Source organism: Dechloromonas sp. A34 (assembly GCF_026261605.1).
Lineage (GTDB): Bacteria > Pseudomonadota > Gammaproteobacteria > Burkholderiales > Rhodocyclaceae > Azonexus.
Genome location: NZ_CP102486.1, coordinates 2,369,849 through 2,390,927 on the forward strand (window position 1 = coordinate 2,369,849; position 21,079 = coordinate 2,390,927).

A 21,079-nucleotide genomic window follows, 5' to 3' on the forward strand; every position below is an offset into this window, starting at 1 on the left:
TCAGCTTTCGTTCGACCAAAAAAGTGCGGCTCACCCCGCACTTTTTTTTTGCCCAGAGATCCGCCATGCCTGATATCAAACTGCCAGATGGTTCCGTCCGCTCCTTTGAACAGCCGGTGACGATCGCCGAGGTTGCTGCCAGTATCGGCGCCGGTCTGGCTCGCGCGGCGCTGGCCGGCAAGGTCAATGGCGTGCTGGTCGATACCTCTTTTTTGATTGAGGAAAACGTCGATCTGGCCATTGTCACCGACCGCGATGCGGAAGGTCTGGAAGTCATTCGCCACTCGACAGCTCACCTGTTGGCCTACGCGGTCAAGGAATTGTTCCCCGAGGCTCAGGTAACCATTGGTCCGGTTATTGAAAACGGCTTTTATTACGACTTTGCCTACAAGCGTCCGTTTACCCCGGAAGATCTGATCGCCATCGAAAAACGCATGGCTGAACTGGCCAAGAAGGATATTCCGGTCAGCCGCGAAGTCTGGGCGCGCGACGATGCGGTCAAGTTCTTCCTTGATCTTGGCGAGAAATACAAGGCCGAGCTGATTGGCGCTATTCCGGCCGATCAGCAGGTGTCGCTGTATCGCGAAGGCGATTTCATCGATCTTTGCCGCGGCCCGCACGTGCCGACCACGGCCAAGCTCAAGGTCTTCAAGCTGATGAAGGTGGCCGGTGCCTACTGGCGCGGCGACCATCGCAACGAACAACTGCAGCGCATCTACGGCACCGCCTGGGCCAAGAAGGAAGATCTCGACGCCTATCTGCACATGCTGGAGGAGGCGGAAAAACGCGACCACCGGCGTCTGGGCAAGCAGTTCGACCTGTTTCACATGCAGGACGAGGCGCCGGGACTGGTTTTCTGGCATCCCAAAGGTTGGGCGATCTGGCAGGAGATTGAGCAGTACATGCGCGCGGTTTATCGCAACAACGGTTACCAGGAAGTGCGTTGCCCGCAGATTCTCGACAAGACGCTGTGGGAAAAATCTGGTCACTGGGAGCACTACAAGGAGAACATGTTCACGACCTCGTCGGAGAATCGCGATTACGCGGTCAAGCCGATGAATTGTCCGGGGCATATCCAGGTTTTCAATGCCGATCTGCGCTCTTACCGCGAACTGCCGCTGCGTTACGGCGAGTTTGGCTCTTGTCACCGCAACGAGCCGACTGGCGCACTACACGGCCTGATGCGCGTACGCGGTTTTGTGCAGGACGATGGGCACATTTTCTGTACCGAGGATCAGATCGAATCCGAAGTGGCGGCCTTCAATGCGCTGGTCAAGAAGGTCTATGCCGACTTCGGCTTCAACGATGTGGCGGTCAAGCTGGCCTTGCGCCCGGATAGTCGTGTCGGTTCTGACGAAGTCTGGGACAAGGCCGAGGATGCGCTGCGCCAGGGCTTGCGCGCGTCCGGGCTGGAATGGACCGAATTGCCGGGCGAGGGGGCGTTCTACGGCCCGAAGATCGAATTCCACATCAAGGATGCGATTGGTCGTTCCTGGCAGTGTGGCACGATGCAGGTGGACTTCTCGATGCCGGGCCGTCTGGGCGCCGAGTACGTCGATGGCAATGACGAGCGCAAAGTTCCCGTGATGTTGCACCGCGCCATTCTTGGCTCGCTGGAGCGCTTCATCGGAATCCTGATCGAAAATTTCGCCGGAGCACTGCCGCTCTGGCTTGCGCCGACTCAGGCCGTCGTGCTGAATATCTCCGAAAAGCAGGCGGATTACGCCGCCGAAGTGGCACAAAAGCTACATCAGGCGGGCTTTCGCGCCGAGTCGGATTTGCGCAACGAGAAAATTACCTATAAAATTCGGGAACATAGCTTGAACCGGCTGCCTTATCAGCTCGTTGTGGGCGATAAAGAGAAGGCGGACGGACTGGTGGCCGTGCGTACTCGCGGTGGTCAGGATCTCGGACAGATGTCCGTAGATACCCTGATCAAGCAGCTTCAGAATGAAGTTGCGGCGCGTAGTGGCACGGCTTAATTATTGTTGTTTTCGGGGGTTTTACCATAGCTCAGAACAAGGCGCATCGCCTCAACGAAGAAATCACGGTTCCGGAGATTCGTCTCCAGGGTGCTGAAGGCGAACAACTCGGTATTGTCAGCATTCGTGCCGCGTTGCAAATGGCAGAAGAAGCAGGAGTCGATCTGGTTGAGATCGCTCCAATGGCGAAGCCGCCAGTCTGCCGCATCATGGATTACGGCAAGTTCAAGTACCAGGAACAAAAGCGCGCCCATGAAGCCAAGTTGAAGCAGAAGCAGGTGCAGGTCAAGGAAATCAAACTGCGCCCCGGTACTGACGAAAACGATTACCAGATCAAGCTCAGGAACATGACGCGTTTCCTGGAAGAAGAAGACAAGGTCAAAGTGACCCTGCGCTTCCGGGGCCGCGAAATGGCGCACCAGGAATTCGGTATGCGTCAACTGGAACGGATCAAGGCCGACCTCGAAGCCGTCGGGCAGGTCGAGCAGATGCCGAAAATGGAAGGTCGTCAGATGATCATGATCATCGGGCCGGCCAAGAAGAAGCAACCGTAATACAGAGTTTTTATAAGTGCTTTCGGGTATGGAAGCGTTCCCGTCGGGGACCACCTGATGGCATGTCATTAAGGAGCATATAAATGCCCAAAATGAAGACCAAGAGCGGCGCCAAAAAGCGTTTCTCGGTTCGCGCCGGTGGCAGCATCAAGCGCGGTCAAGCCTTCAAGCGTCACATTCTGACCAAGAAGACCACCAAGGTGAAACGCCATCTGCGCGGTTCCGTCGAAGTCAACGCGCGCGATACGGCTTCTGTCCGCGCCATGCTGCCCTACGCATAAGGAGATAGCAGATGCCTAGAGTCAAACGTGGTGTAACGGCGCGCGCGCGTCACAAGAAGATTCTCGTTCAGGCCAAGGGTTACCGCGGTCGTCGCAAGAACGTATATCGCATCGCCAAACAGGCGGTGATGAAGGCCGGTCAATACCAGTACCGCGACCGTCGTCAGCGCAAACGTCAGTTCCGTTCGCTGTGGATTGCCCGTATTAATGCAGCAGCTCGCGAGCTGGGCATGAAGTACAGCACCCTGATGAATGGCCTGAAGAAGGCCAATATCGAAGTCGACCGCAAGGTTCTGGCCGATCTGGCCGTCTTCGATCAGCCGGCTTTTGCTGCTCTCGCCAATCAAGCGAAAGCACAGCTCGGCGCCTGAGCTTAGGCTAGTTAAAAAAAGGAGGCGCAAGCCTCCTTTTTTGTTGGTGGTTCTGTTGGGGGATCTTTATGGACAATCTCGATCAAATCGTTAGTGAAGCCCAAGCGGCCTTCGCTGCCATTGCTGACCCGGACGCACTGGAACAGGTAAAAGCCCGTTTCCTCGGCAAGAGCGGGCAGATCACCGAACTTCTCAAGGGTCTGGGCAAACTGCCGCCGGAAGAGAAGAAAACTGCTGGCGCCGCGATCAACGTCGCCAAAACGGCCGTTGAAGCTGCGCTCAACGAGCGTCGCGAAGCTATTCGCAAGGCGGCGCTGGAAGCACGCCTGGCCGAAGAGGCGCTGGATGTCACGCTGCCCGGTCGCGCTGAAGCGCGTGGTGGTCTGCATCCGGTGACGCGCACGCTGGAACGGATCGAGTCCCTGTTTCGCTCCATCGGTTTCGAAGTGGCCGACGGCCCCGAGATCGAGGAAGACTTTTTCAATTTCACGGCCATGAACACGCCCGAGGATCATCCGGCGCGTTCGATGCACGACACCTTTTACCTGCAGAACCCGGATGGTAGCGTTGCCGACAAGGTGCTGCTGCGCACCCATACCAGCCCGATTCAGGCGCGTTACATGCAGGCGCATGTCGCCAAGTACGGTCAACTGGGAAAAATGCCCGAAATTCGCATCATCGCGCCGGGCCGTGTCTATCGGGTCGATTCCGACGCGACCCATTCGCCGATGTTCAACCAGGTCGAAGGCTTGTGGGTCGGCGAAGGCGTTTCGTTTGCCGACCTCAAGGGCGTCATTGCCGATTTCCTGAAGAGTTTCTTCGAGACCGACGACCTCAAGGTCCGCTTCCGCCCGTCTTTCTTCCCGTTTACCGAGCCCTCCGCCGAAATCGACGTCGCTTTCATGAGTGGCCCACTCGAAGGCCGCTGGCTGGAAATCGCCGGTTGCGGCATGGTGCATCCGGACGTGCTGCGCATTGCTGGCATCGATCCGGAAAAATACACCGGCTTTGCATTTGGCTTCGGTCAGGATCGCCTGACCATGCTGCGTTACAGCGTCAATGACCTGCGCCTCTTCTTTGAAGGCGACCTCCGTTTCCTGAGGCAATTCGCATGAAATTCTCCGAATCCTGGCTACGTACCCTTGTCGACACCCAGCTATCGAGCGAGGACCTTTCCCATCTGCTGACCATGGCCGGCCTTGAAGTCGAAGGCCTGGAGCCGGTCGCACCCCAATTCAACGACGTCGTCGTCGCCCAGGTGCTGGAAGTCGTCAAGCATCCCGATGCCGACCGTCTGAACGTCTGCAAGGTCGATACCGGTCGCGGCGAGCCGACAACCATCGTCTGCGGCGCGCCGAATGTCGCTGTCGGCCTGCGCGTGCCCTGTGCCTTGCCCGGTGCCCAGCTGCCCGGTGATTTTGTTATCAAGGTCGCCAAGGTGCGCGGCATCGAGTCGTCAGGCATGCTCTGTTCGGCCAAGGAACTCGGTATTGCCGAAGAAGCCTCCGGTCTCCTGATCCTGCCGGTCGATGCCCCGGTTGGTCAGTCGATCCGCGAATATCTCGATCTCGACGATAACCAGTTCGAACTGAAGCTTACGCCGAATCGCGCCGATTGCCTGTCGCTGAGCGGCGTGGCACGCGAAGTGGCAGCCATTGCCGGCGCCCAGGCCAAGCTTATCGATGTGCCGGAAGTTGCGGCGACCATCGCCGATCAGCGGGCCGTCGTGCTCGATGCGCCGGTTGCCTGTCCGCTCTATTTCGGCCGCGTGCTGAAGGGGGTTGATGCCAAGGCGCCGACGCCGGAATGGATGAAGCGCCGCCTGGAGCGTAGCGGCATCCGCTCGATTTCAGCGCTGGTTGATGTCACCAATTACGTCATGCTCGAACTCGGCCAGCCGCTGCATGCCTTCGATAACACCAAACTCGAAGGCGCCGTGCATGCCCGCATGGCGAAGCCGGAAGAAAAACTACTGCTGTTGAACGAACAGACCATTTCCATTGATGCAGATATCCTGGTCATTGCCGACGATGCCAAGCCGTTGGCCATGGCCGGTATCATGGGGGCGAGGAGAGCGGTATCACGCTGGAAACCAGCGAGTTGTTCCTCGAATCTGCCTTCTTTGCGCCGAAGGCCATCGCCGGTCGAGCCCGTCGTTACGGTTTCGGCTCCGATGCCTCGCACCGCTTCGAGCGCGGTGTTGATTTCGGCGGTGCCAAGCGTGCCATCGAACGGGCTACGCAACTGGTTATTGATATTTGTGGTGGTGCCGCAGGTCCGGTGACTGAGGCCAAGGCCGAGATGCCGGCGCGTAACCCGGTGCGGCTGCGCACGGCGCGCGCTTGTGCGGTGATCGGAATGGTCTTTTCTCAGGAGCAGATCGCCAGCTTGTTCGCCGGCCTGGGGCTGCCCTTTGTGTGCGAGGGTGATGATTTTCTGGTGACGCCCCCGACCTGGCGCTTCGATATCGAAATCGAGGAAGACTTGATTGAGGAAATCGCGCGCCTGCACGGCTACGACAATATCCCGGCTCCGGCACCGCGTGGCAACCTGAAAATGATGGTGCAGCCCGAGGCGCAACGACCTGCGGCCCGTGTTCGCCAGGTGTTGGTCGACCGCGGTTATCAGGAAGTGGTTAATTTCGCTTTTGTCGAGGAAGTCTGGGAAGCTGACTTTGCCGCCAACACTGACCCGATTCGTCTGGCTAATCCGATTGCCAGCCAGATGGCCGTCATGCGGTCGACGTTGTTCGGTGGCCTGATTTCCAATCTGGTGACCAATCTCAAGCGCAAACAGAACCGAGTGCGTCTATTCGAAGCAGGGCGTGCATTCGAGCGCAATGAGGCAGGAACGCCGGTTGCCGGTTTTGCTCAGCCCTGGAAACTCTCTGGTCTAGCCTACGGTGGTGCCTTGCCGGAAGGTTGGGGTAGTGGTTCGCGCAAGGCCGATTTCTTCGATGTGAAGGGCGATCTTGAAGCCTTGCTGGCTCCGGCGCAATTACGTTTCGAGAAACTAGCGCATCCGGCGCTGCATCCCGGGCGTGCGGCCAGTGTGCTACTCGACGGTCGGGAAATTGGCTGCCTCGGAGAACTGCACCCGGAATGGGTCCAAAAATACGATCTGCCAAATGCACCGGTCGTTTTTGAGGTCGATTTCGATGCTGTGAAGGCGGCCAATGTTCCGGCGTACTTCGAAGTTTCGAAGTTTCCGGCAGTGATCCGTGATCTTGCCGTTATTGTTGATCTGGATCTTGCAGTGCAAACCCTGATCGATGATCTAAAACAGCGATTGCCAAGCCTTGTTCAGGACGTTCAATTGTTCGATGTGTACGTCGGAAGAGGGGTTCCGGAAAACAAGAAAAGTCTTGCGTTCCGTATAGTTATGCAAGATACTCAACGCACTTTGCTAGATTCGGAAGTTGATGCTGCGATGCAGCAACTGGTGTCCTGTCTCGAACAGGCGTTCGGTGCTCAACTGCGTGCCTGATGGAATAATAATGACGATGACGCTCACCAAAGCCGAACTCGCCGACCTCCTTTTTGAGAAGGTTGGCCTCAATAAACGTGAGGCCAAGGACATGGTTGAGGCTTTCTTTGAAGAGATTCGCAATGCACTGGAAATTGGTGATGGCGTTAAGCTGTCAGGTTTCGGCAATTTTCAGTTGCGCGACAAGCCGCAACGCCCTGGGCGAAACCCAAAAACCGGTCAGGAAATCCCGATTACGGCGCGCCGTGTCGTAACGTTTCATGCCAGCCAGAAGCTTAAGTCTGACGTTGAGTTAGCCTTCGATGGAACAGCGGCCTAAAACCCATTCAGGCGACGAATTGCCGCCGATTCCCGCCAAGCGCTATTTCACCATTGGTGAAGTCAGCGAGTTGTGTGGGGTCAAACCCCATGTGCTGCGTTACTGGGAACAGGAGTTCAATCAACTCAAGCCAGTCAAGCGGCGGGGGAATCGGCGCTATTACCAGCATCACGAAGTGCTGCTGGTTCGTCGAATTCGCGAGCTTCTTTACAATCAGGGATTTACGATCAGCGGCGCGCGAAATCGACTGGACGAAGGCGGTGTTCTGGAGGTGCCAGCCGCTGGCAAGCATGAGTTGCCAAAAGCAAGTGGCGGTCTACGTGACGAATTGAATTCAATTATTGAAATGTTGCGGCTTTGATTCGTGGGGTTTTCGGGTATAATGTTTGGCTTGTCGGGGCGTAGCGCAGCCTGGTAGCGCACTTGCATGGGGTGCAAGGGGTCGCGAGTTCGAATCCCGCCGCCCCGACCAAATTAAATAACCGGCTTTTGCCGGTTTTTTAATTTTTACTGTTGATAAATAGAATAAGACAAATTAGATTGTTGCCACCCATTTGTTAACCGGAGGTGATCATGGATTTGTCGACGCTGTCTGTCATTCAATTGCGCGAATTGCAGCAACAAATTCCCGCCGAATTAAAACGCCGCGAGGCTCAGGAAAAGGTCAATATCCTGAATGAGGTTCGCGCCTTTGCCAAAGCCCGTGGTTATGCCATTGAGGATTTGCTGGGCAAGGATGCCAAAGTCAAAGTGGTATCCGGCAATAAAGTCAAAGTTAAATATCGTCATCCCGAAAATTCCGAACTGGAATGGACCGGTCGCGGTCGTAAACCAAAATGGGTTGAGGCCTGGCTAGGGAATGGCGGCAGTCTTGATAATCTACTGGTTTGATTTATGCGCATTCTGCTGAGTAACGACGACGGTTATTTCGCGCCCGGGCTTGCCGCGCTGGCAGAGGCTCTGACCGGGTTGGGGGAAATCGTTGTCGTTGCTCCCGAACAGAATCGCAGCGGGGCGAGCAATTCCCTGACGCTGGATCGGCCCTTGTTTCTGAAACAGGCGGCCAATGGGTTCCATTTTGTGAATGGGACGCCAACCGATTGCGTCCACCTGGCAGTTACCGGCATGCTGGATAACTTGCCGGATATTATTGTTTCCGGAATCAACCTCGGTGCCAACATGGGCGACGATACGATTTATTCGGGGACGGTCGCGGCGGCGACTGAAGGTTTCTTGCTGGGTATTCCTTCGATTGCCATTTCGTTGACCAGTTTCGAAGGCAATAATTTTGATTCGGCAGGTCTCGTTGCGCGGGAATTGGTCGAGCGTTTTATTCGTAACCCGATCAATGAGCCGGTGTTACTCAATGTCAATGTGCCGGATAGACCCCATGCTGAATTACGCGGGATGGAGGTTACCCGGCTCGGGCGTCGGCATAAAGCCGAGCCGGTCGTCAAAATGATTTCGCCGCGCAATGAAACGGTTTATTGGGTCGGCGCGGCGGGGGCGGCGGCTGATTCTGGGGCCGGTACCGATTTCAATGCGGTCGATCGTGGTTTCGTTTCGATAACTCCCTTGCAAATAGATCTGACTCATACGGCACAATTGAATGCCGTTTGTCATTGGATGAAGTGACTGCCAGCGTGTTGCACGGAATTGGAATGACTTCGCAACGCACCCGGGCCCGCATGATCGAGCGCCTGCGCGAGAAAGGGATTCGTAACGAGTCCGTTTTGACCGCCATGGCGGCGGTGCCGCGCCATGTTTTCGTCGAGGAAGCGCTGGCCTCGCGGGCCTACGAAGATACCGCCTTGCCGCTGGGCATGGGGCAGACCATTTCGCAGCCTTTTGTTGTGGCGCGGATGATTGAGTTGCTGCTGAACGGTCGTGCAGGCTTGGGAAAGACCTTGGAGGTTGGGGCGGGTTGTGGCTACCAAGCTGCCGTGCTGGCCCAGTTGACCAATGAGGTGTATGCAGTCGAGCGTCTTGGTCCCCTGCTCGAAAAGGCCAAGTTGCACATGCGGACTTTGCAGCAGTTCAATGTACGGCTGAAGCATGCTGACGGCCAGTTCGGCTTGCCCGAAGCGGCGCCTTTTGACAGTATTATTGTCGCTGCTGCCGGAACCAAAGTGCCGCAGGCGCTACTCGAACAGCTGGCGCTCGGTGGCCGACTGGTCTTGCCAGTTGGGACGACGGAGCAGTATCTTAGCTTCATTGAACGAACCCCTCAGGGATATGCCGAAACGCGGCTGGATGCGGTCCGGTTCGTCCCTCTTCTCGCAGGAACGCAATGATTCGACTGATTGCCTTAGTTTTACCTAGTCTGCTGCTTGCTGCGTGCTCGCAACAGCCGGTGCCGGCGATCGATCGCAACGCCACCGCCCAATCGCGGGCAGCAATTGGTGGCCAGCCGTCCGGGCCGGGTTACTACACGGTGAAGCGAGGCGATACCCTGTATCGCATTGCGCTCGAAAATGGCCAAGATTACCGGGATGTTGCGGGCTGGAACAATATCGTCAATCCTTCTTCGATCAAGGAGGGGCAGGTTCTGCGGGTTGCCCCGCCGAGCGCGCCCGAGAGTGGCGGGGCCGTAGTGGCGAATCCGGTTGCTTCCGGGGATGTGGTTGAGTCGCGATCGCTCGATCAGCCGGTAGCTCAGGCAACGACCACAATGCCCGGCAATGGATCGGTCAAGCGCGAGCCTCGGGTTGGCAAGGAGCCTTATTCCGATGAGGCCTATGCCCGCCTGAACAAAAACGGCGAGCAGTTCGCCTTGGCGCCGGATTCCCGGGTTGAGGCGAAGCCGGATCCGGCTTCGACCGTGCCGGCGGCGACCGCTGGTCCCGACGATGTACCCTGGTTGTGGCCGTCGTCAGGCAAAGTGGTGGCGAGCTACAGCGAAGCGGGCAGCAAGGGCCTGGATTTCTCCGGTCGAGCCGGCGATCCCGTCATCGCCGCTGGCGATGGCAAGGTCGTATACGCCGGTGCTGGTCTGCGCGGCTACGGCGAATTGGTGATCGTCAAGCACAATGCGACCTTCCTGTCAGCCTATGCCCACAACCGGAAGATTCTCGTCAAGGAAGGCCAGCAGGTCAGCCGCGGTCAGAAGATTGCCGAAATGGGCAACACTGATGCGGATTCGGTTAAGTTGCACTTCGAGATACGTAAGCAGGGCAAGCCTGTCGACCCAGCCCAATACCTGCCCAAAAGATGAGCGATTCGGGAGAGGGCCTGGATGATGAGGAGTTCGAAGGTCAGCCGGACGAATCCGTGCTGGTCCCCGAACCCGAAGCGCTCGCTCCGGAGGTCGAGCTTCTCGAAGACGTCACCCAGCTCTACCTGAATGAGATCGGGGCCAAGCCGCTGCTGACCCCAGCAGATGAGCTGGCGACGACGCGTCTGGTGCGCACCGGCGATTTTTCCGCCCGGCAACGGATGATCGAGCATAATCTCCGGCTCGTTGTGAATATCGCCAAGCATTACCTGAACCGCGGCATTCCTTTGCTCGATCTGATCGAAGAAGGCAACCTCGGACTGATCCATGCGCTGGAAAAGTTCGACCCGGAGCGCGGGTTCCGTTTTTCGACCTACGCCACCTGGTGGATACGGCAAAGCATCGAGCGCGGCATCATGAACCAGTCGCGAACCATCCGGCTGCCGGTCCATGTCGTCAAGGAAATCAATCTCGTCCTGCGCGCCATGCGTCACCTGGAATCGGCCGATCGACGGGATTCGACCGTGGAGCGTATCGCGGCGCTGCTAGACCGTACAGAGGACGATGTCCGGCGCATCCTCTCGCTGAACGAACACATCGCCTCGCTCGACGCGCCGCTCGAAATTGACCCCAATCGGACCATGGCGGAAGTGATTGCCGACGATACCGGCGGCGATCCCGAATCCTTGCTGCAATCGAGCGAGGTCGACTCTCTCCTTGGCGACTGGCTGGACCAGTTGACCGAGCGCCAGCGCATCGTCATCGAGCGGCGCTACGGGCTGAACGGCGTGGATGTGGCGACGCTCGACGTGATCGCCACCGATCTCGGCCTGACCCGCGAACGCGTTCGGCAGATCCAGATGGAGGGTCTGGACCGCATGCGCAAGATCATCAAGCGCGGGAATATTTCGCGGGACTCCCTGCTGTAGCCAAGCCCTTCACTGCGGCATCCGCTGGCGGATTTCCTCGGCCAGTTGGAATACCGACATGGCGTAAAAAGTGGATCGGTTGTAGCGGGTGATCACATAGAAATTGTTGAGTCCTAGCCAATACTCCGTGGTTTGGTTCGGTGATGTCAGATCGAGCAGGGCAACCGTCGCCTGCGGGTCGGCGTCGCTGAGTATCCCCTTCTCGGCCAGCTCGGCCACCTTCAGGCTGGGCTGGATGCCGGCCTCGATCAGGCCGGGTTCGGGCTCGCCGACAGTGTGGGCCGGGTAGGCGACCGCCTGTCCGGCCTGCCAGCCGTGCTGTTCGAGAAAGCGGGCAACACTGCCGATGGCATCGGCAACGCTGTTGCTCAGGTCGATTCGCTGGTCGCCGTCGAAATCCACGGCGTATCGGCGCTGGCTACCGGGCATGAACTGCGGGATACCAATCGCGCCGGCAAACGATCCCTTGACGGCGAGCGGGTCCAACTGATTCTCACGGGTCAGCAGCAGGAATTGCTCTAGCTCGGTACGGAAAAACTCGGCCCGGCGCGGATAGTGAAAAGCCAGCGTCGCCAGGGCTTCGAGGACTCCGAAGCCGCCGGTATTGCGACCGTATTCGGTTTCGACGCCGATGATGGCGACAATGATTTCAGCCGGCACGCCGTAGATCGCGCTGGCCCGGATCAGGCTGGCGCGGTTTTCCAGCCAGAAGCCGACGCCGCCTTCGATGCGTCGATCATTCAGAAAACGTGAGCGATAGCGCTCCCATGAACGTTGCAAGGGAGAGGCGGGCGGTTTGATCAGTTGCAGAACCCTGGCGTTGGGCCGGGTACTGGCGAATTGGGCGAGCAGTTCGTCGGCCTTGAAGCCATGGCGTTGTTCAAGGTCAATGGCAAAATCGATGACGGCCGGATCGCTTGCAAAGCTCTGCGTGTTGGCCGAGGCCACTGCGAAACCTGAAAAGGCGGCGAGTAGCAGGGCGCCGAAGGTGTGCTTCAAATTCATCTCCATCAGGGAAGTCGCGCGATTGCCTCGCGCAAGTTTTTCAAATCGTGATTGGTGCCGTAGCGGGCCTGAAGGTAAGCCTCGACGACCCGGTTGAACGGTTCCGCCAGCCCAGGGTGTTGATGTTGTACACGGCGGGCTAAAGCAAGCGGCGTTTCCCAAGGCGCGCAGTTTACCTGCCGGCTGGCCAGATGTCGCAGGGCTTTGTGCCACAGACGGCTGGCCGGGTCGTGGCGCGGTTTCTGGTAGAGCGCCCAAGCGGTGGTGGCGGCAATCAGCAGGCCGGTCGCCAGGCCGAGCAAGGTGGCCAGGTTGCGCCAGTCAACATCGGGTAGGCCGAGGCGGGCGAGCAGCTCGCGCTGGCGCTGCGGATCGTAGCCGAGGATTTGCTGATTCCAGGCGTTGTTGATGGCTTCCCAGCGGTAACGCAGCGTGCGCAGCCAGGTGCTACGTAGTTGAATCAGGCCGGGCAGGGCTTCCCCGGCCGGCAGGGCATCGGCGATGCCGGTCTCGATGCGGGCCGGCGAGACCGCCGCCGTTGGGTCGATGCGCACCCAGCCGCGGTTTTCCAGCCAGACTTCGGCCCAGGCGTGAGCATCGGACTGGCGGACGACAAGGTAGCCATCAACCGGATTGCGTTCGCCACCCTGGTAGCCGGTTACCACGCGTGCAGGGATGCCGGCGCTTCGCATCAGGACGACAAAGGCGGCAGCGAAATGTTCGCAGAAGCCGCGCCGGGTACGAAAGAGGAAGTCGTCGACGCTGTTCGCTCCGAGCAGGGGCGGCTGCAAGGTGTAGGAAAACTCGTTGGCGAACAGCGCGAGGGCCTGCCCGATCATGGCGTCAGGCGTTTTGGCCGTGGCCCGCCAGCTGTCGGCGAGGCGGCGGGCCTGCGGATTGCTGTTGCCCGGTAGTGCCAGATTGCGGCGGATTACTGTGGCCTCTTCAGTCGTGTTGAAGCGGTAGTCGAGGCTCGATACGAGCCGGAAGCGTTGACGGCTGGTCACCGGTTGCCGGCTGGTGGCGGTCAGGGTGCCACTGAGGGCGGTTTCCGGCGGCAGGCCGGTAGTGGCGTCGAGGGCCAGCAGCCAGCGCTGGCTATGGGCTTCGAGCGTGGTTTCGTAGGTGATCGGCGCCGAGATTGTCTCGATGCGTAGCGGGTGGCGAGCGGTAAGCGGCCGCCAGGTGGCACCGTCGAAATTTTCGAGTACCGGACCGCGCCAGTAGAGCTTGTCCCTGGCCGGAATCTCGCCGTCGAAACGGACCCGGAAGGCGATCTCGCTACTCTGCGCCAGATTGGCGATCATCCCCGGCGTCATCGTTTCGGACAGCCCGGTCTTGCCGGCGTGGGCATCCTGGGGCAGCCCCCAGAGCGGTCCGGTGATGCGCGGAAAAAGCAGGTAGAGCACGAGCATGAAAGGCATGGCCTGAACGCAAAGCAGTCCGGCGTAGCGCAGTGTGTGACGAAGCGTTGCCCCGGGGCCGCCGTAGAGGCGAATCAGTGTGCCCGTAACGATCCACATGGCGCTCAGCAACCAGAGTCCGGTCGGGATGCTTTGCGAGTAAAAGTAGTGGGTAAGCAGCAGGAAATAGCCGAGGTTAACGACGACCACGCCATCGCGCCGGCTTTTCAGTTCGAGCAGTTTCATCGCCATGAAGACGACCAGCATGCTGACCCCGGCATCGCGCCCGAACAGCGTGCGGAATTCGGCATAGATGCCGGCGCAGCCTGCAATGACGAGAAGCAACAACAGCCAGCGACCGGGCAGGCGCTGGTCCTGCCACCACAGCCAGCCGCCCCAGAACAGCATCAGCCCGGCAAAGGCGGAGAGCCAGAGCGGTTGATGCTCGAAGTGCGGGGCAATAGTGACCAGCGCTGCCGCAAAAAGCCAGGGGACGGCCTTGTGGTCGAGCGCTTCGCGGGCCGCGGTGCTCATGGCTGAAATAGGGCTAGGGCTTCGAGGCAGCGGTGTTGCTGGGCTGCGCCGTTGCCTGGCGGAATTGAGTGGCCGGGCAATTGCAAGCCGTAGCTGCAGCCTTCTCCCTGGGCTGCGAGAACCCAGCCGGCCATCTGCGACAGCCGGGCTTCGAGCGGCAGGGCCGGATCGGTCAATTGCCAGTCGAGTTGCAGTTCGACCTGGGCGCCGCCGGCAAACTGCTTGATCAGCAACGGCCGTTCGCCCGCGTCGCGGGCGCTGGCCTTCCAGGCGACATGGCGCGGTGAGTCGGCGGGCTGGCGCTCCCGGAAGCCGGCGAAATCCTCCTGCCCGGCGTCGCCGCTATGTTCGCCGCCGGAAGGCGTTGGCGACTGGGCCGGCAAGGGCGACGCGATCGGTTGCGGGTAAACCAGACACCGCATGGCCGGCTGCAGGTAGCTCCAGGCGACGAACAGGCCGAGCGGATAGCGGCTCGACAGGCGGACGCGGGGCAGTTCGAGCCAGCCGCGTTGCCGGGCAGCGATGGGAATGGCGATGGTGGCGCTCGCCCGGGTATCGAGTGCAGTGGTTACCGCTTTGTCCAGTTCGCCTTCGAGTTCGAGGGCGAGACGGGGTGCCGCCCGGTCATTGCTGAGGCTGATCTGGAAATGGGCCGTTTCGCCGGCGAAGACCGGTTCACAGCGGCCCGGCGTGATGACCAGTCCGTACAGGTTGCGGAAGGTGTGCACCATGCCGGTGAGGCCCAGTCCGGCAAGCAGGAAAACCAGCGCATGACCCAGGGCGAGGGTGTAATTGATTGCACCGAGTTGCATGACCACCAGTGCCAGCGCGAAGAGCAGGCCGGCTCGCGTCGGGATGATGAAAACCCGGCGCTGGCCGAGGCGCAAGGGTGCCGTACCGTCGCTCTGCCAGCGGAAGAGTTGTTGTTGCAGTTTGGCGACGAGGCCCACGGCCGGCTAGGGAATGGCGACACTGCGTAGCAGCGTGGCAATGTCTTCGCGGTTGGCGAAGCCGCTACCCTGTGCCGAGCGCAGGCGGTGGCGGGCAACCGCCGGGAGGACGGCCTGAACGTCATCGGGTAGTACCATGTCGCGTCCGGCCAGCCAGGCCCAGGCACGGGCGGCAGCAAGCAGGGCGAGGCCGGCGCGCGGCGACAGGCCATGCTGAAAGCTCGGGTTCAGCCGGGTGGCTTCGATCAGGGCCTGGACGTAATCGATTAGCGGTCCTGCCGCATGGATGCCGGCAACTTCCTTCTGCAGTGCGGGAAGCGCCTCGGCGTCGAAGGCGGTTTCCAATTGATCGGCCTGTTGGCGCTGGCTGCCTGAAGTGAGCAGGGCGCGTTCGGCGGCGCGGTCCGGGTAACCCAGTTCGATGCGCATCAGGAAACGGTCGAGCTGGGATTCGGGCAGCGGAAAGGTGCCGATCTGGTGGGCCGGGTTCTGGGTGGCGATCACGAAGAACGGGCGGGGCAGGTCGCGCGTCTGGCCTTCCGCGGTGACCTGGCATTCTTCCATCGCCTCGAGCAGTGCGCTCTGGGTTTTCGGCGTGGCGCGGTTGATCTCGTCGGCGAGTACCAGTTGCGCGAAGATCGGACCGGGCAGGAAGCGGAATTCGCTCGTCACTCGATCGAAAATCGAGACCCCCGTGATGTCGGCCGGCAGCAGGTCACTGGTGAACTGGATGCGCGAGAAGCGCAGCCCGAGCAGGCGGGCCAGGGTGTGGGCCAGCGTCGTCTTGCCCATTCCTGGCAGATCCTCGATCAGCAGATGTCCGCCGGCCAACAGGCAGGCCAACGCCTGACGGATTTCACCGTCTTTGCCCAGGATGATCTGGCCAGCCCGGGCGAGAACTGCGTCGAAAGGGCGGTGGCGTGCGGGGAGCGGGGAGCCGAACATGCCGGTTTTCCTTGTTGAGTATTGGAACGAATTCTAATGCTTGAAGCTGCGTGGCGAATGAGACGATAATGCCATTTCGACGTGCGCTCTTCGTGCGCCGCTTCGCAGAGAGAGAAGAACAAGTGACAACCACTGCTTTCATCACCCATCGCGACTGCTTGTTGCACGATATGGGTTCGCATCACCCCGAGTGCCCGCAACGTCTCACTGCCATCAATGATCACCTGATTGCCCAGGGGATCGATGCCTATTTCGTCTACCACGACGCGCCGCTGGCCACCTTCGAGCAGCTGATGCGTGTCCATCCCGCCTCGCATCTCGAGCGCATCAAGCGGGCCTCGCCGGAGGCCGGTGTCGTGCACCTTGATCCCGATACCGCAATGAATCCGCACACCTGGCAGGCTGCTCTGCGGGCCGCTGGTGCTGGTTGTCTGGCGGTCGATCTGGTGATGAGTGGAGAATGCGAAAACGCCTTCTGCGCAGTGCGTCCCCCCGGTCACCATGCCGAGAAGAGTAATCCGATGGGATTCTGCTTTTTCAACAATGTGGCGGTTGCCGCTCGTCATGCACTCAAGGTGCATGGCTTGGAGCGCGTCGCCATCATCGACTTCGACGTGCACCATGGCAACGGTACCGAGGACTGCTTTGCCGGCGACGAGCAGGTGCTGATGTGCAGCATCTTCCAGCATCCGTTCTACCCGTATAGCGGGGCTGAAAAGCCGGCCGCCAATATGTGCAACGTGCCGCTTGCCGCCGGTTGCGGCGGCGAGGAGTTCCGCGATGCCGTGCTACAGGTGTGGACGCCGCGCCTGAAGGAATTCAAGCCGCAGATGATCCTGATATCGGCGGGCTTCGATGGTCACTACGAAGACGACATGGGGGGGCTCAAGCTGCTCGAAAAGGATTTCGGCTGGTGTACCGAGCATGTCAAAAAACTGGCCGCCGAAATGTGCCAGAAGCGTATCGTCTCGGTGCTGGAAGGCGGGTATGTGATGACCTCGCTGGCGCGTAGCGTTGGTGCGCATTTGCGGGCGCTGGCCGATCTCTAGTACCAGCCTCCGGGTTCATGGTACTAGGCGCATCTTTCTTTGGAAAAAAGTGGGGCTGGGGTAAAATCCGGCCCACTTTTTCATGTTTCTAACGTTTAACCGGACAAATCCATGGCGTTGATTGTTCAGAAATATGGCGGCACTTCGGTCGGTAATCCCGAGCGTATCAAGAACGTCGCCAAACGTATTGCCAAGTTCCAGGCTCAGGGGCATCAGGTGGTGGTAGTCGTCTCCGCGATGAGTGGCGAGACCAACAAGCTGATTGCCCTGGCCAAGGAAGTTCAGGCCAACCCCGATCCGCGCGAGCTGGACATGATCATGTCCACCGGCGAGCAAGTCACCATCGGTCTGCTGGCCATGGCCCTGAAGGATATCGGTTGCCAGGCCAAGAGCTACACCGGCGGCCAGGTCAAGGTGCTGACCGACAGTACCCACACCAAGGCGCGCATCCTGTCGATTGACGAAGCCAACATGCGGCGTGATCTCGATGCCGGTAATGTGGTTGTCGTCGCCGGTTTCCAGGGCGTCGATGCCGACGGCAACATCACCACGCTCGGTCGTGGCGGTTCCGATACCTCCGGCGTGGCGCTGGCCGCGGCGCTGAAGGCCGACGAGTGCCAGATCTATACTGACGTCGATGGCGTCTACACGACCGACCCGCGTGTCGTGCCGGAAGCCAAGAAGCTCGACACCATCACCTTCGAAGAAATGCTGGAAATGGCCAGCCTCGGCTCCAAGGTGCTGCAGATCCGCTCGGTAGAATTCGCCGGCAAGTACAAGGTCAAACTGCGCGTTCTTTCCAGCTTCCAGGACGAAGGGGAAGGTACGCTGATCACTGTTGAGGAAGACAAGAACATGGAACAACCGATCATCTCCGGCATCGCCTTCAACCGCGACGAAGCCAAGCTGACTGTCCTCGGTGTGCCGGACAAGCCGGGCATCGCCTACCAGATTCTGGGTGCCATTGCCGACGCCAACATCGACGTCGATATGATCATCCAGAATGTCGGTCATGACAGCACGACAGATTTCTCGTTTACCGTCAATCGCGGCGAATATGCCAAGGCCCAGTCTATCCTCGAAACGGTCAAGGCTGAGCTTGGCGCCCGCGAAGTGACTGGCGACAACAAGATCTGCAAGGTCTCCGCCGTCGGCGTCGGCATGCGCTCCCACCCCGGTGTGGCCAGCAAGATGTTCAAGGCACTGGCCGATGAAGGCATCAACATCCAGATGATCTCCACCTCCGAGATCAAGATTTCCGTCGTCCTCGACGAAAAATATCTGGAACTGGCCGTTCGCGTTCTGCACCGGACGTTTGGTCTCGATCAGTAAGGTTTGACCAAAGGGCGCGGAGGCTATATCATCCGCGCCTCGTTGCAGGCAAGGACACGTGGCCGAGTGGTCGAAGGCACACCCCTGCTAAGGGTGCATCCGGGCAAAACCTGGATCCAGGGTTCGAATCCCTGCGTGTCCGCCAAAAAACGAGCAAACAAGCGCCTTTCGGGGCGCTTTTTTGTTTCTGTGATCTGACTGCGGAGCTCAGCGAAATTTGTCGACTGGTCAGGCGGCCTGCAGAATGTCGATGGTACGCGTCAGCGCGCGATCGAAAATGGGTTCGGTGGGTACAATCCTGACTTCGCCGCGCTGCATTTGCAGGCTCATGGCGTCGGGCGAGACGGCAAGGGCGTGCGGCGATTGCGGGTTGGTGAACAGGAATATGCCTCGTTGCGGGCTAATCCATGAAAGCCGATAGCGAATGGCGCTCCCGTCGGGCTGCTGGTATTCAACCCAGTCGCCGCGCTGCAGGTCCTCGACTTCATGGCTGGCAAGCTGCTCTGATACGGGGAGCTTTACCGATATGCTCTCGACCGTGACCTCGCCATCGCCGAGCGCCTGGCTGGTAAAGCGGGGCTCACTGATCGCTGGGGGTAATGCCGGTTCCGCAGCGGCGTCCGACGGTGGTGGTTCCGTTCCCCGCAGGGCCGCTGCATGAAGCCGGAAGAGGGCGTCGAGCAGGGTACGGCGTCGTTCGCCTTCCACCTCCACGCGGTCGAAACCCACACTCAGCTGCTTGATCAGCATTGGCAGTTGGCGGGCCAGGGCCTGGCGTTCTGGAACGTCATTCTTTGGCTGAACACTCTCAACCAGAGCGCCAGCCGTCGCCAAGGTGTTTTCCCACGCCGTGCTGCCGGGGCCTTCCTCCAGGTGGACACGCTTCAGCAGAGAACGCCACTCATGATCGAGCAGATCGCTTACCACCCTGGGTAAGGGGCTTTCCAGCCAGCGCTGCAGTTCGCTGTCGACCGCCATGTCGGCCAGTTCGTCCAGTTCGCGCTGGACGACCAAGAGTGCAGCGCGCGTTACATTGCCGGATGCCGCATCCTCGTACCCGGCCAGGAAGTGCTCGAGATCGTCACAAAGCGTTTCGAAGAGGGCCGTGTCCTGCTTGAAGTTGTTGTGTATGTTGTCAATGATTTCGGCGATCTTGGTATAGATCGGGTCGTCGCGACCGACTTCCCGCCCCAGCGCAACGCTGCCCTGGAGATGAGATCGAGCAGGCGGCGGGTCGGATGTGCCTTGCTCGAAAAGAAGCTTCGGTCCAGCATCGCGACCTTGAGTACCGGAATCTGCAGTTTGCCGACCAGGGCCTTGATCGGGTCGGAAATTTCGCGGTCGTCGAAAATCATGTCGAAAAGCATGGCGACAATATCGACGGTAATGGCATCCAGCTGACCAAGGCTTTGGCCAATCTCGCTGGCGCGGAAGTGGTACAAAACGTTGGCGCTGCCATCTGCCGAGGACTGGGGCGTGAGCGTGCCCTGTGCGGCATGCTGCAAGGCTTCCAGTGAGGCCCAGACATGTGTGGCGGGGGCTGCTGTGCCTGCCATCGCTTCCATCGGACCTGCTGCGTTGCCTGTCGCCGGCATTCCCGGCATAACTCCGGCCGGGGACGCGGTCGCGGGGGTGTTGCCTGAACCAGTGACCAGACGCTGCAGCATCGCGAACATGTCGCCGCCGGCATTTTTTTTCGTTGTCTCCTTGCTGGGATCGTGGCTGGCGGTCCGTCCGTAATCCCGTCTCAGATCGGGCAGGACCTTGTGCTGCAAGAGTTGGGCATTGATGGCGTGAAAGATCGGCCCGATGTGATCGTCGACTAGTGCGTCAAAAATGTGCCACAACTCCAGCCGGCTGTGCAGATCGAAATCCACTTCCCGCAAGGCGCCGCGAAGGGCGCGAGTAAGAACCTCGGGAGCCGCCGGATTTTCGGTCTCGGCGCCTCTTTCCTTGCCAATCAGGTAATTGAAGCGGCGACCCAGGGCATAGAGTTCACCTTCGCATTTGTTGTCGAGTCGGCGAGCCAGAGATTTCAGGGCGAGCTCTTCGTCCATCTCGCCATACTCGACGATTTGCATCTCCTCGAGGAGGATATTCCCAGAGCCAGAGGCCGTGCTATGTGTCCCACGCAAAACCGTATCGAACTCGCGCCCCCAGTGAGCTGCCAGAAGTCCCTCGAGGCGACCGCCTTTCTCGCTCAGTGCGTCGTTAAGACGAAGGAGCATGCGGCGTTCGTCGGAGTCTTTGGCGATGTCGGCGCGCTGGAGCAGAGTCTCGCTGGCCTTTTGCAGCATTTCCCGTAACGCTTCGCGCAGTCGGCGGGCAGCCAGATCCCGGCATTCGAGCAGGATACGATTGGCCGAGGCAGTCACATGAGGACCACCCGGTTGAAGATTGATTACATTGCTGTAGGCCGTTGCCATGACTCGCTCCCTTCGTCGCAGACAGAATACGACGATGCTGCACCTCGATCAAATCGGGCCTGTTCAGCAAACCAACGAAAGCGAAAGAATCAAAAACGCGCTGCCATCTGCGCAATTGGCAATCGCACGAATGTGGATTGTCAATTCCGCCTAGCCTGGCGGTCCCGCTGTCGTGGGGTGCATCCCTTGGATACGACCCGTTAGACCGGTGACTTTGCGTCCCCATCTTTCGAAGGGTTTGCCTTGATACAGTTAGGCCACAAAACGATTCTAGATCATTTCCAGAAAAATCAAACCCC

At 59.5% G+C, this 21,079-nt stretch carries 18 protein-coding genes, 2 tRNA genes, 2 pseudogenes and 1 riboswitch; of the genes and pseudogenes, 17 read left to right on the plus strand and 5 right to left on the minus strand.

Annotated elements, in window-relative coordinates; translation table 11 throughout:
• The first annotated feature begins 65 nt into the window (after positions 1–65).
• The 14 genes and pseudogenes from thrS to rpoS all read left to right on the plus strand — a co-directional run bounded on the left by thrS (position 66) and on the right by rpoS (position 11,136).
• Positions 66–1,982 (plus strand): threonine--tRNA ligase, encoded by a 1,917-nt coding sequence (thrS, locus tag NQE15_RS11870; RefSeq protein WP_265950045.1) that lies wholly within the window; start codon positions 66–68, stop codon positions 1,980–1,982.
• Between the two features lie 26 nt (positions 1,983–2,008).
• A complete protein-coding gene (gene infC / locus NQE15_RS11875) occupies positions 2,009–2,536 on the plus strand; it encodes a translation initiation factor IF-3 (RefSeq protein ID WP_265950259.1) in 528 nt (175 codons plus the stop codon).
• Positions 2,537–2,619: 83 nt separating this feature from the next.
• Positions 2,620–2,817 carry a 50S ribosomal protein L35 gene (rpmI, locus tag NQE15_RS11880; protein WP_265950048.1) on the plus strand — a complete coding sequence of 66 codons (198 nt, stop codon included), beginning with the start codon at positions 2,620–2,622 and terminating at the stop codon, positions 2,815–2,817.
• 11 nt (positions 2,818–2,828) lie between these two features.
• Positions 2,829–3,188, plus strand: a complete 360-nt coding sequence (gene rplT, locus NQE15_RS11885) for a 50S ribosomal protein L20 (RefSeq protein WP_265950050.1) — start codon at positions 2,829–2,831, stop codon at positions 3,186–3,188.
• Between the two features lie 68 nt (positions 3,189–3,256).
• Positions 3,257–4,303, plus strand: coding sequence for a phenylalanine--tRNA ligase subunit alpha (pheS, locus tag NQE15_RS11890; RefSeq protein ID WP_265950053.1), 1,047 nt, complete (start codon positions 3,257–3,259; stop codon positions 4,301–4,303).
• Positions 4,300–6,674: pseudogene (pheT, locus tag NQE15_RS11895) on the plus strand (phenylalanine--tRNA ligase subunit beta). Before pheS ends, pheT begins: the two are co-directional and overlap by 4 nt.
• A 10-nt stretch (positions 6,675–6,684) precedes the next feature.
• The gene (locus NQE15_RS11900; RefSeq protein WP_265950056.1) at positions 6,685–6,993 is read left to right on the plus strand and encodes an integration host factor subunit alpha; all 309 of its coding nucleotides are present in this window, start codon (positions 6,685–6,687) and stop codon (positions 6,991–6,993) included.
• Positions 6,977–7,354: a MerR family transcriptional regulator gene (locus tag NQE15_RS11905; protein ID WP_265950058.1), complete on the plus strand. Its 378-nt coding sequence runs from the start codon at positions 6,977–6,979 to the stop codon at positions 7,352–7,354. Before NQE15_RS11900 ends, NQE15_RS11905 begins: the two co-directional genes overlap by 17 nt.
• A gap of 34 nt (positions 7,355–7,388) precedes the next feature.
• Positions 7,389–7,465 (plus strand) — tRNA-Pro (locus NQE15_RS11910).
• A 101-nt stretch (positions 7,466–7,566) separates the two neighbouring features.
• Positions 7,567–7,884, plus strand: coding sequence for an H-NS histone family protein (locus tag NQE15_RS11915; RefSeq protein WP_265950060.1), 318 nt, complete (start codon positions 7,567–7,569; stop codon positions 7,882–7,884).
• A 3-nt stretch (positions 7,885–7,887) separates the two neighbouring features.
• Complete coding sequence (surE, locus tag NQE15_RS11920) at positions 7,888–8,628, plus strand: 5'/3'-nucleotidase SurE (RefSeq protein ID WP_265950062.1); 741 nt, start codon at positions 7,888–7,890, stop codon at positions 8,626–8,628.
• Between the two features lie 26 nt (positions 8,629–8,654).
• The gene (locus NQE15_RS11925) at positions 8,655–9,287 is read left to right on the plus strand and encodes a protein-L-isoaspartate(D-aspartate) O-methyltransferase (RefSeq protein WP_265950065.1); all 633 of its coding nucleotides are present in this window, start codon (positions 8,655–8,657) and stop codon (positions 9,285–9,287) included.
• Positions 9,288–9,346: 59 nt separating this feature from the next.
• Positions 9,347–10,207: a peptidoglycan DD-metalloendopeptidase family protein gene (locus NQE15_RS11930; RefSeq protein ID WP_265941592.1), complete on the plus strand. Its 861-nt coding sequence runs from the start codon at positions 9,347–9,349 to the stop codon at positions 10,205–10,207.
• Positions 10,204–11,136, plus strand: coding sequence for an RNA polymerase sigma factor RpoS (gene rpoS, locus NQE15_RS11935; RefSeq protein WP_265941594.1), 933 nt, complete (start codon positions 10,204–10,206; stop codon positions 11,134–11,136). Before NQE15_RS11930 ends, rpoS begins: the two co-directional genes overlap by 4 nt.
• 9 nt (positions 11,137–11,145) lie before the next feature.
• Here rpoS and mltB read toward each other — a convergent pair whose 3' ends face one another.
• Genes mltB through NQE15_RS11955 form a run of 4 tightly spaced genes read right to left on the minus strand, consistent with a single transcriptional unit; the run spans position 11,146 to position 15,973 of the window.
• Positions 11,146–12,141, minus strand: coding sequence for a lytic murein transglycosylase B (gene mltB / locus NQE15_RS11940; protein WP_265950260.1), 996 nt, complete (start codon positions 12,139–12,141; stop codon positions 11,146–11,148).
• Positions 12,142–12,146: 5 nt separating this feature from the next.
• Positions 12,147–14,078, minus strand: coding sequence for a transglutaminase TgpA family protein (locus NQE15_RS11945; protein ID WP_265941596.1), 1,932 nt, complete (start codon positions 14,076–14,078; stop codon positions 12,147–12,149).
• A complete protein-coding gene (locus tag NQE15_RS11950; protein ID WP_265941598.1) occupies positions 14,075–15,028 on the minus strand; it encodes a DUF58 domain-containing protein in 954 nt (317 codons plus the stop codon). The genes NQE15_RS11945 and NQE15_RS11950 overlap by 4 nt, the downstream gene beginning before the upstream one ends.
• 6 nt (positions 15,029–15,034) lie before the next feature.
• On the minus strand, positions 15,035–15,973 hold the full coding sequence (locus tag NQE15_RS11955; RefSeq protein WP_265941600.1) for an AAA family ATPase: 939 nt from the start codon (positions 15,971–15,973) through the stop codon (positions 15,035–15,037).
• 122 nt (positions 15,974–16,095) lie between these two features.
• Between NQE15_RS11955 and NQE15_RS11960 the strand changes: the two genes are divergently transcribed.
• The 3 genes from NQE15_RS11960 (at position 16,096) to NQE15_RS11970 (ending at position 18,499) form a co-directional block, all read left to right on the plus strand.
• Positions 16,096–17,022: a histone deacetylase family protein gene (locus tag NQE15_RS11960; protein WP_265941602.1), complete on the plus strand. Its 927-nt coding sequence runs from the start codon at positions 16,096–16,098 to the stop codon at positions 17,020–17,022.
• 111 nt (positions 17,023–17,133) lie between these two features.
• A complete protein-coding gene (locus NQE15_RS11965) occupies positions 17,134–18,354 on the plus strand; it encodes an aspartate kinase (protein WP_265941604.1) in 1,221 nt (406 codons plus the stop codon).
• A gap of 52 nt (positions 18,355–18,406) precedes the next feature.
• Positions 18,407–18,499, plus strand: a tRNA-Ser gene (locus NQE15_RS11970).
• Positions 18,500–18,582: 83 nt separating this feature from the next.
• Here the strand turns inward: NQE15_RS11970 and NQE15_RS24065 are convergent.
• Positions 18,583–20,780, minus strand: a pseudogene (locus NQE15_RS24065) (DUF1631 family protein).
• Positions 20,781–20,934: 154 nt separating this feature from the next.
• A riboswitch (cyclic di-GMP riboswitch) is annotated at positions 20,935–21,033 on the minus strand.
• Between the last annotated feature and the right edge of the window lie 46 nt (positions 21,034–21,079).

What these genes read in the sequence shown, in the direction of transcription:
- thrS (WP_265950045.1), top strand. Translation starts at nt 66, where the DNA reads ATGCCTGATATCAAACTGCCAGATGGTTCCGTCCGCTCCTTTGAACAG.
- rpmI (WP_265950048.1), top strand. Translation starts at nt 2,620, where the DNA reads ATGCCCAAAATGAAGACCAAGAGCGGCGCCAAAAAGCGTTTCTCGGTT.
- rplT (WP_265950050.1), top strand. Translation starts at nt 2,829, where the DNA reads ATGCCTAGAGTCAAACGTGGTGTAACGGCGCGCGCGCGTCACAAGAAG.
- pheS (WP_265950053.1), top strand. Translation starts at nt 3,257, where the DNA reads ATGGACAATCTCGATCAAATCGTTAGTGAAGCCCAAGCGGCCTTCGCT.
- NQE15_RS11900 (WP_265950056.1), top strand. Translation starts at nt 6,685, where the DNA reads ATGACGATGACGCTCACCAAAGCCGAACTCGCCGACCTCCTTTTTGAG.
- NQE15_RS11905 (WP_265950058.1), top strand. Translation starts at nt 6,977, where the DNA reads ATGGAACAGCGGCCTAAAACCCATTCAGGCGACGAATTGCCGCCGATT.
- NQE15_RS11915 (WP_265950060.1), top strand. Translation starts at nt 7,567, where the DNA reads ATGGATTTGTCGACGCTGTCTGTCATTCAATTGCGCGAATTGCAGCAA.
- surE (WP_265950062.1), top strand. Translation starts at nt 7,888, where the DNA reads ATGCGCATTCTGCTGAGTAACGACGACGGTTATTTCGCGCCCGGGCTT.
- NQE15_RS11925 (WP_265950065.1), top strand. Translation starts at nt 8,655, where the DNA reads ATGACTTCGCAACGCACCCGGGCCCGCATGATCGAGCGCCTGCGCGAG.
- rpoS (WP_265941594.1), top strand. Translation starts at nt 10,204, where the DNA reads ATGAGCGATTCGGGAGAGGGCCTGGATGATGAGGAGTTCGAAGGTCAG.
- mltB (WP_265950260.1), bottom strand. Translation starts at nt 12,141, where the DNA reads ATGAATTTGAAGCACACCTTCGGCGCCCTGCTACTCGCCGCCTTTTCA.
- NQE15_RS11945 (WP_265941596.1), bottom strand. Translation starts at nt 14,078, where the DNA reads ATGAGCACCGCGGCCCGCGAAGCGCTCGACCACAAGGCCGTCCCCTGG.
- NQE15_RS11955 (WP_265941600.1), bottom strand. Translation starts at nt 15,973, where the DNA reads ATGTTCGGCTCCCCGCTCCCCGCACGCCACCGCCCTTTCGACGCAGTT.
- NQE15_RS11965 (WP_265941604.1), top strand. Translation starts at nt 17,134, where the DNA reads ATGGCGTTGATTGTTCAGAAATATGGCGGCACTTCGGTCGGTAATCCC.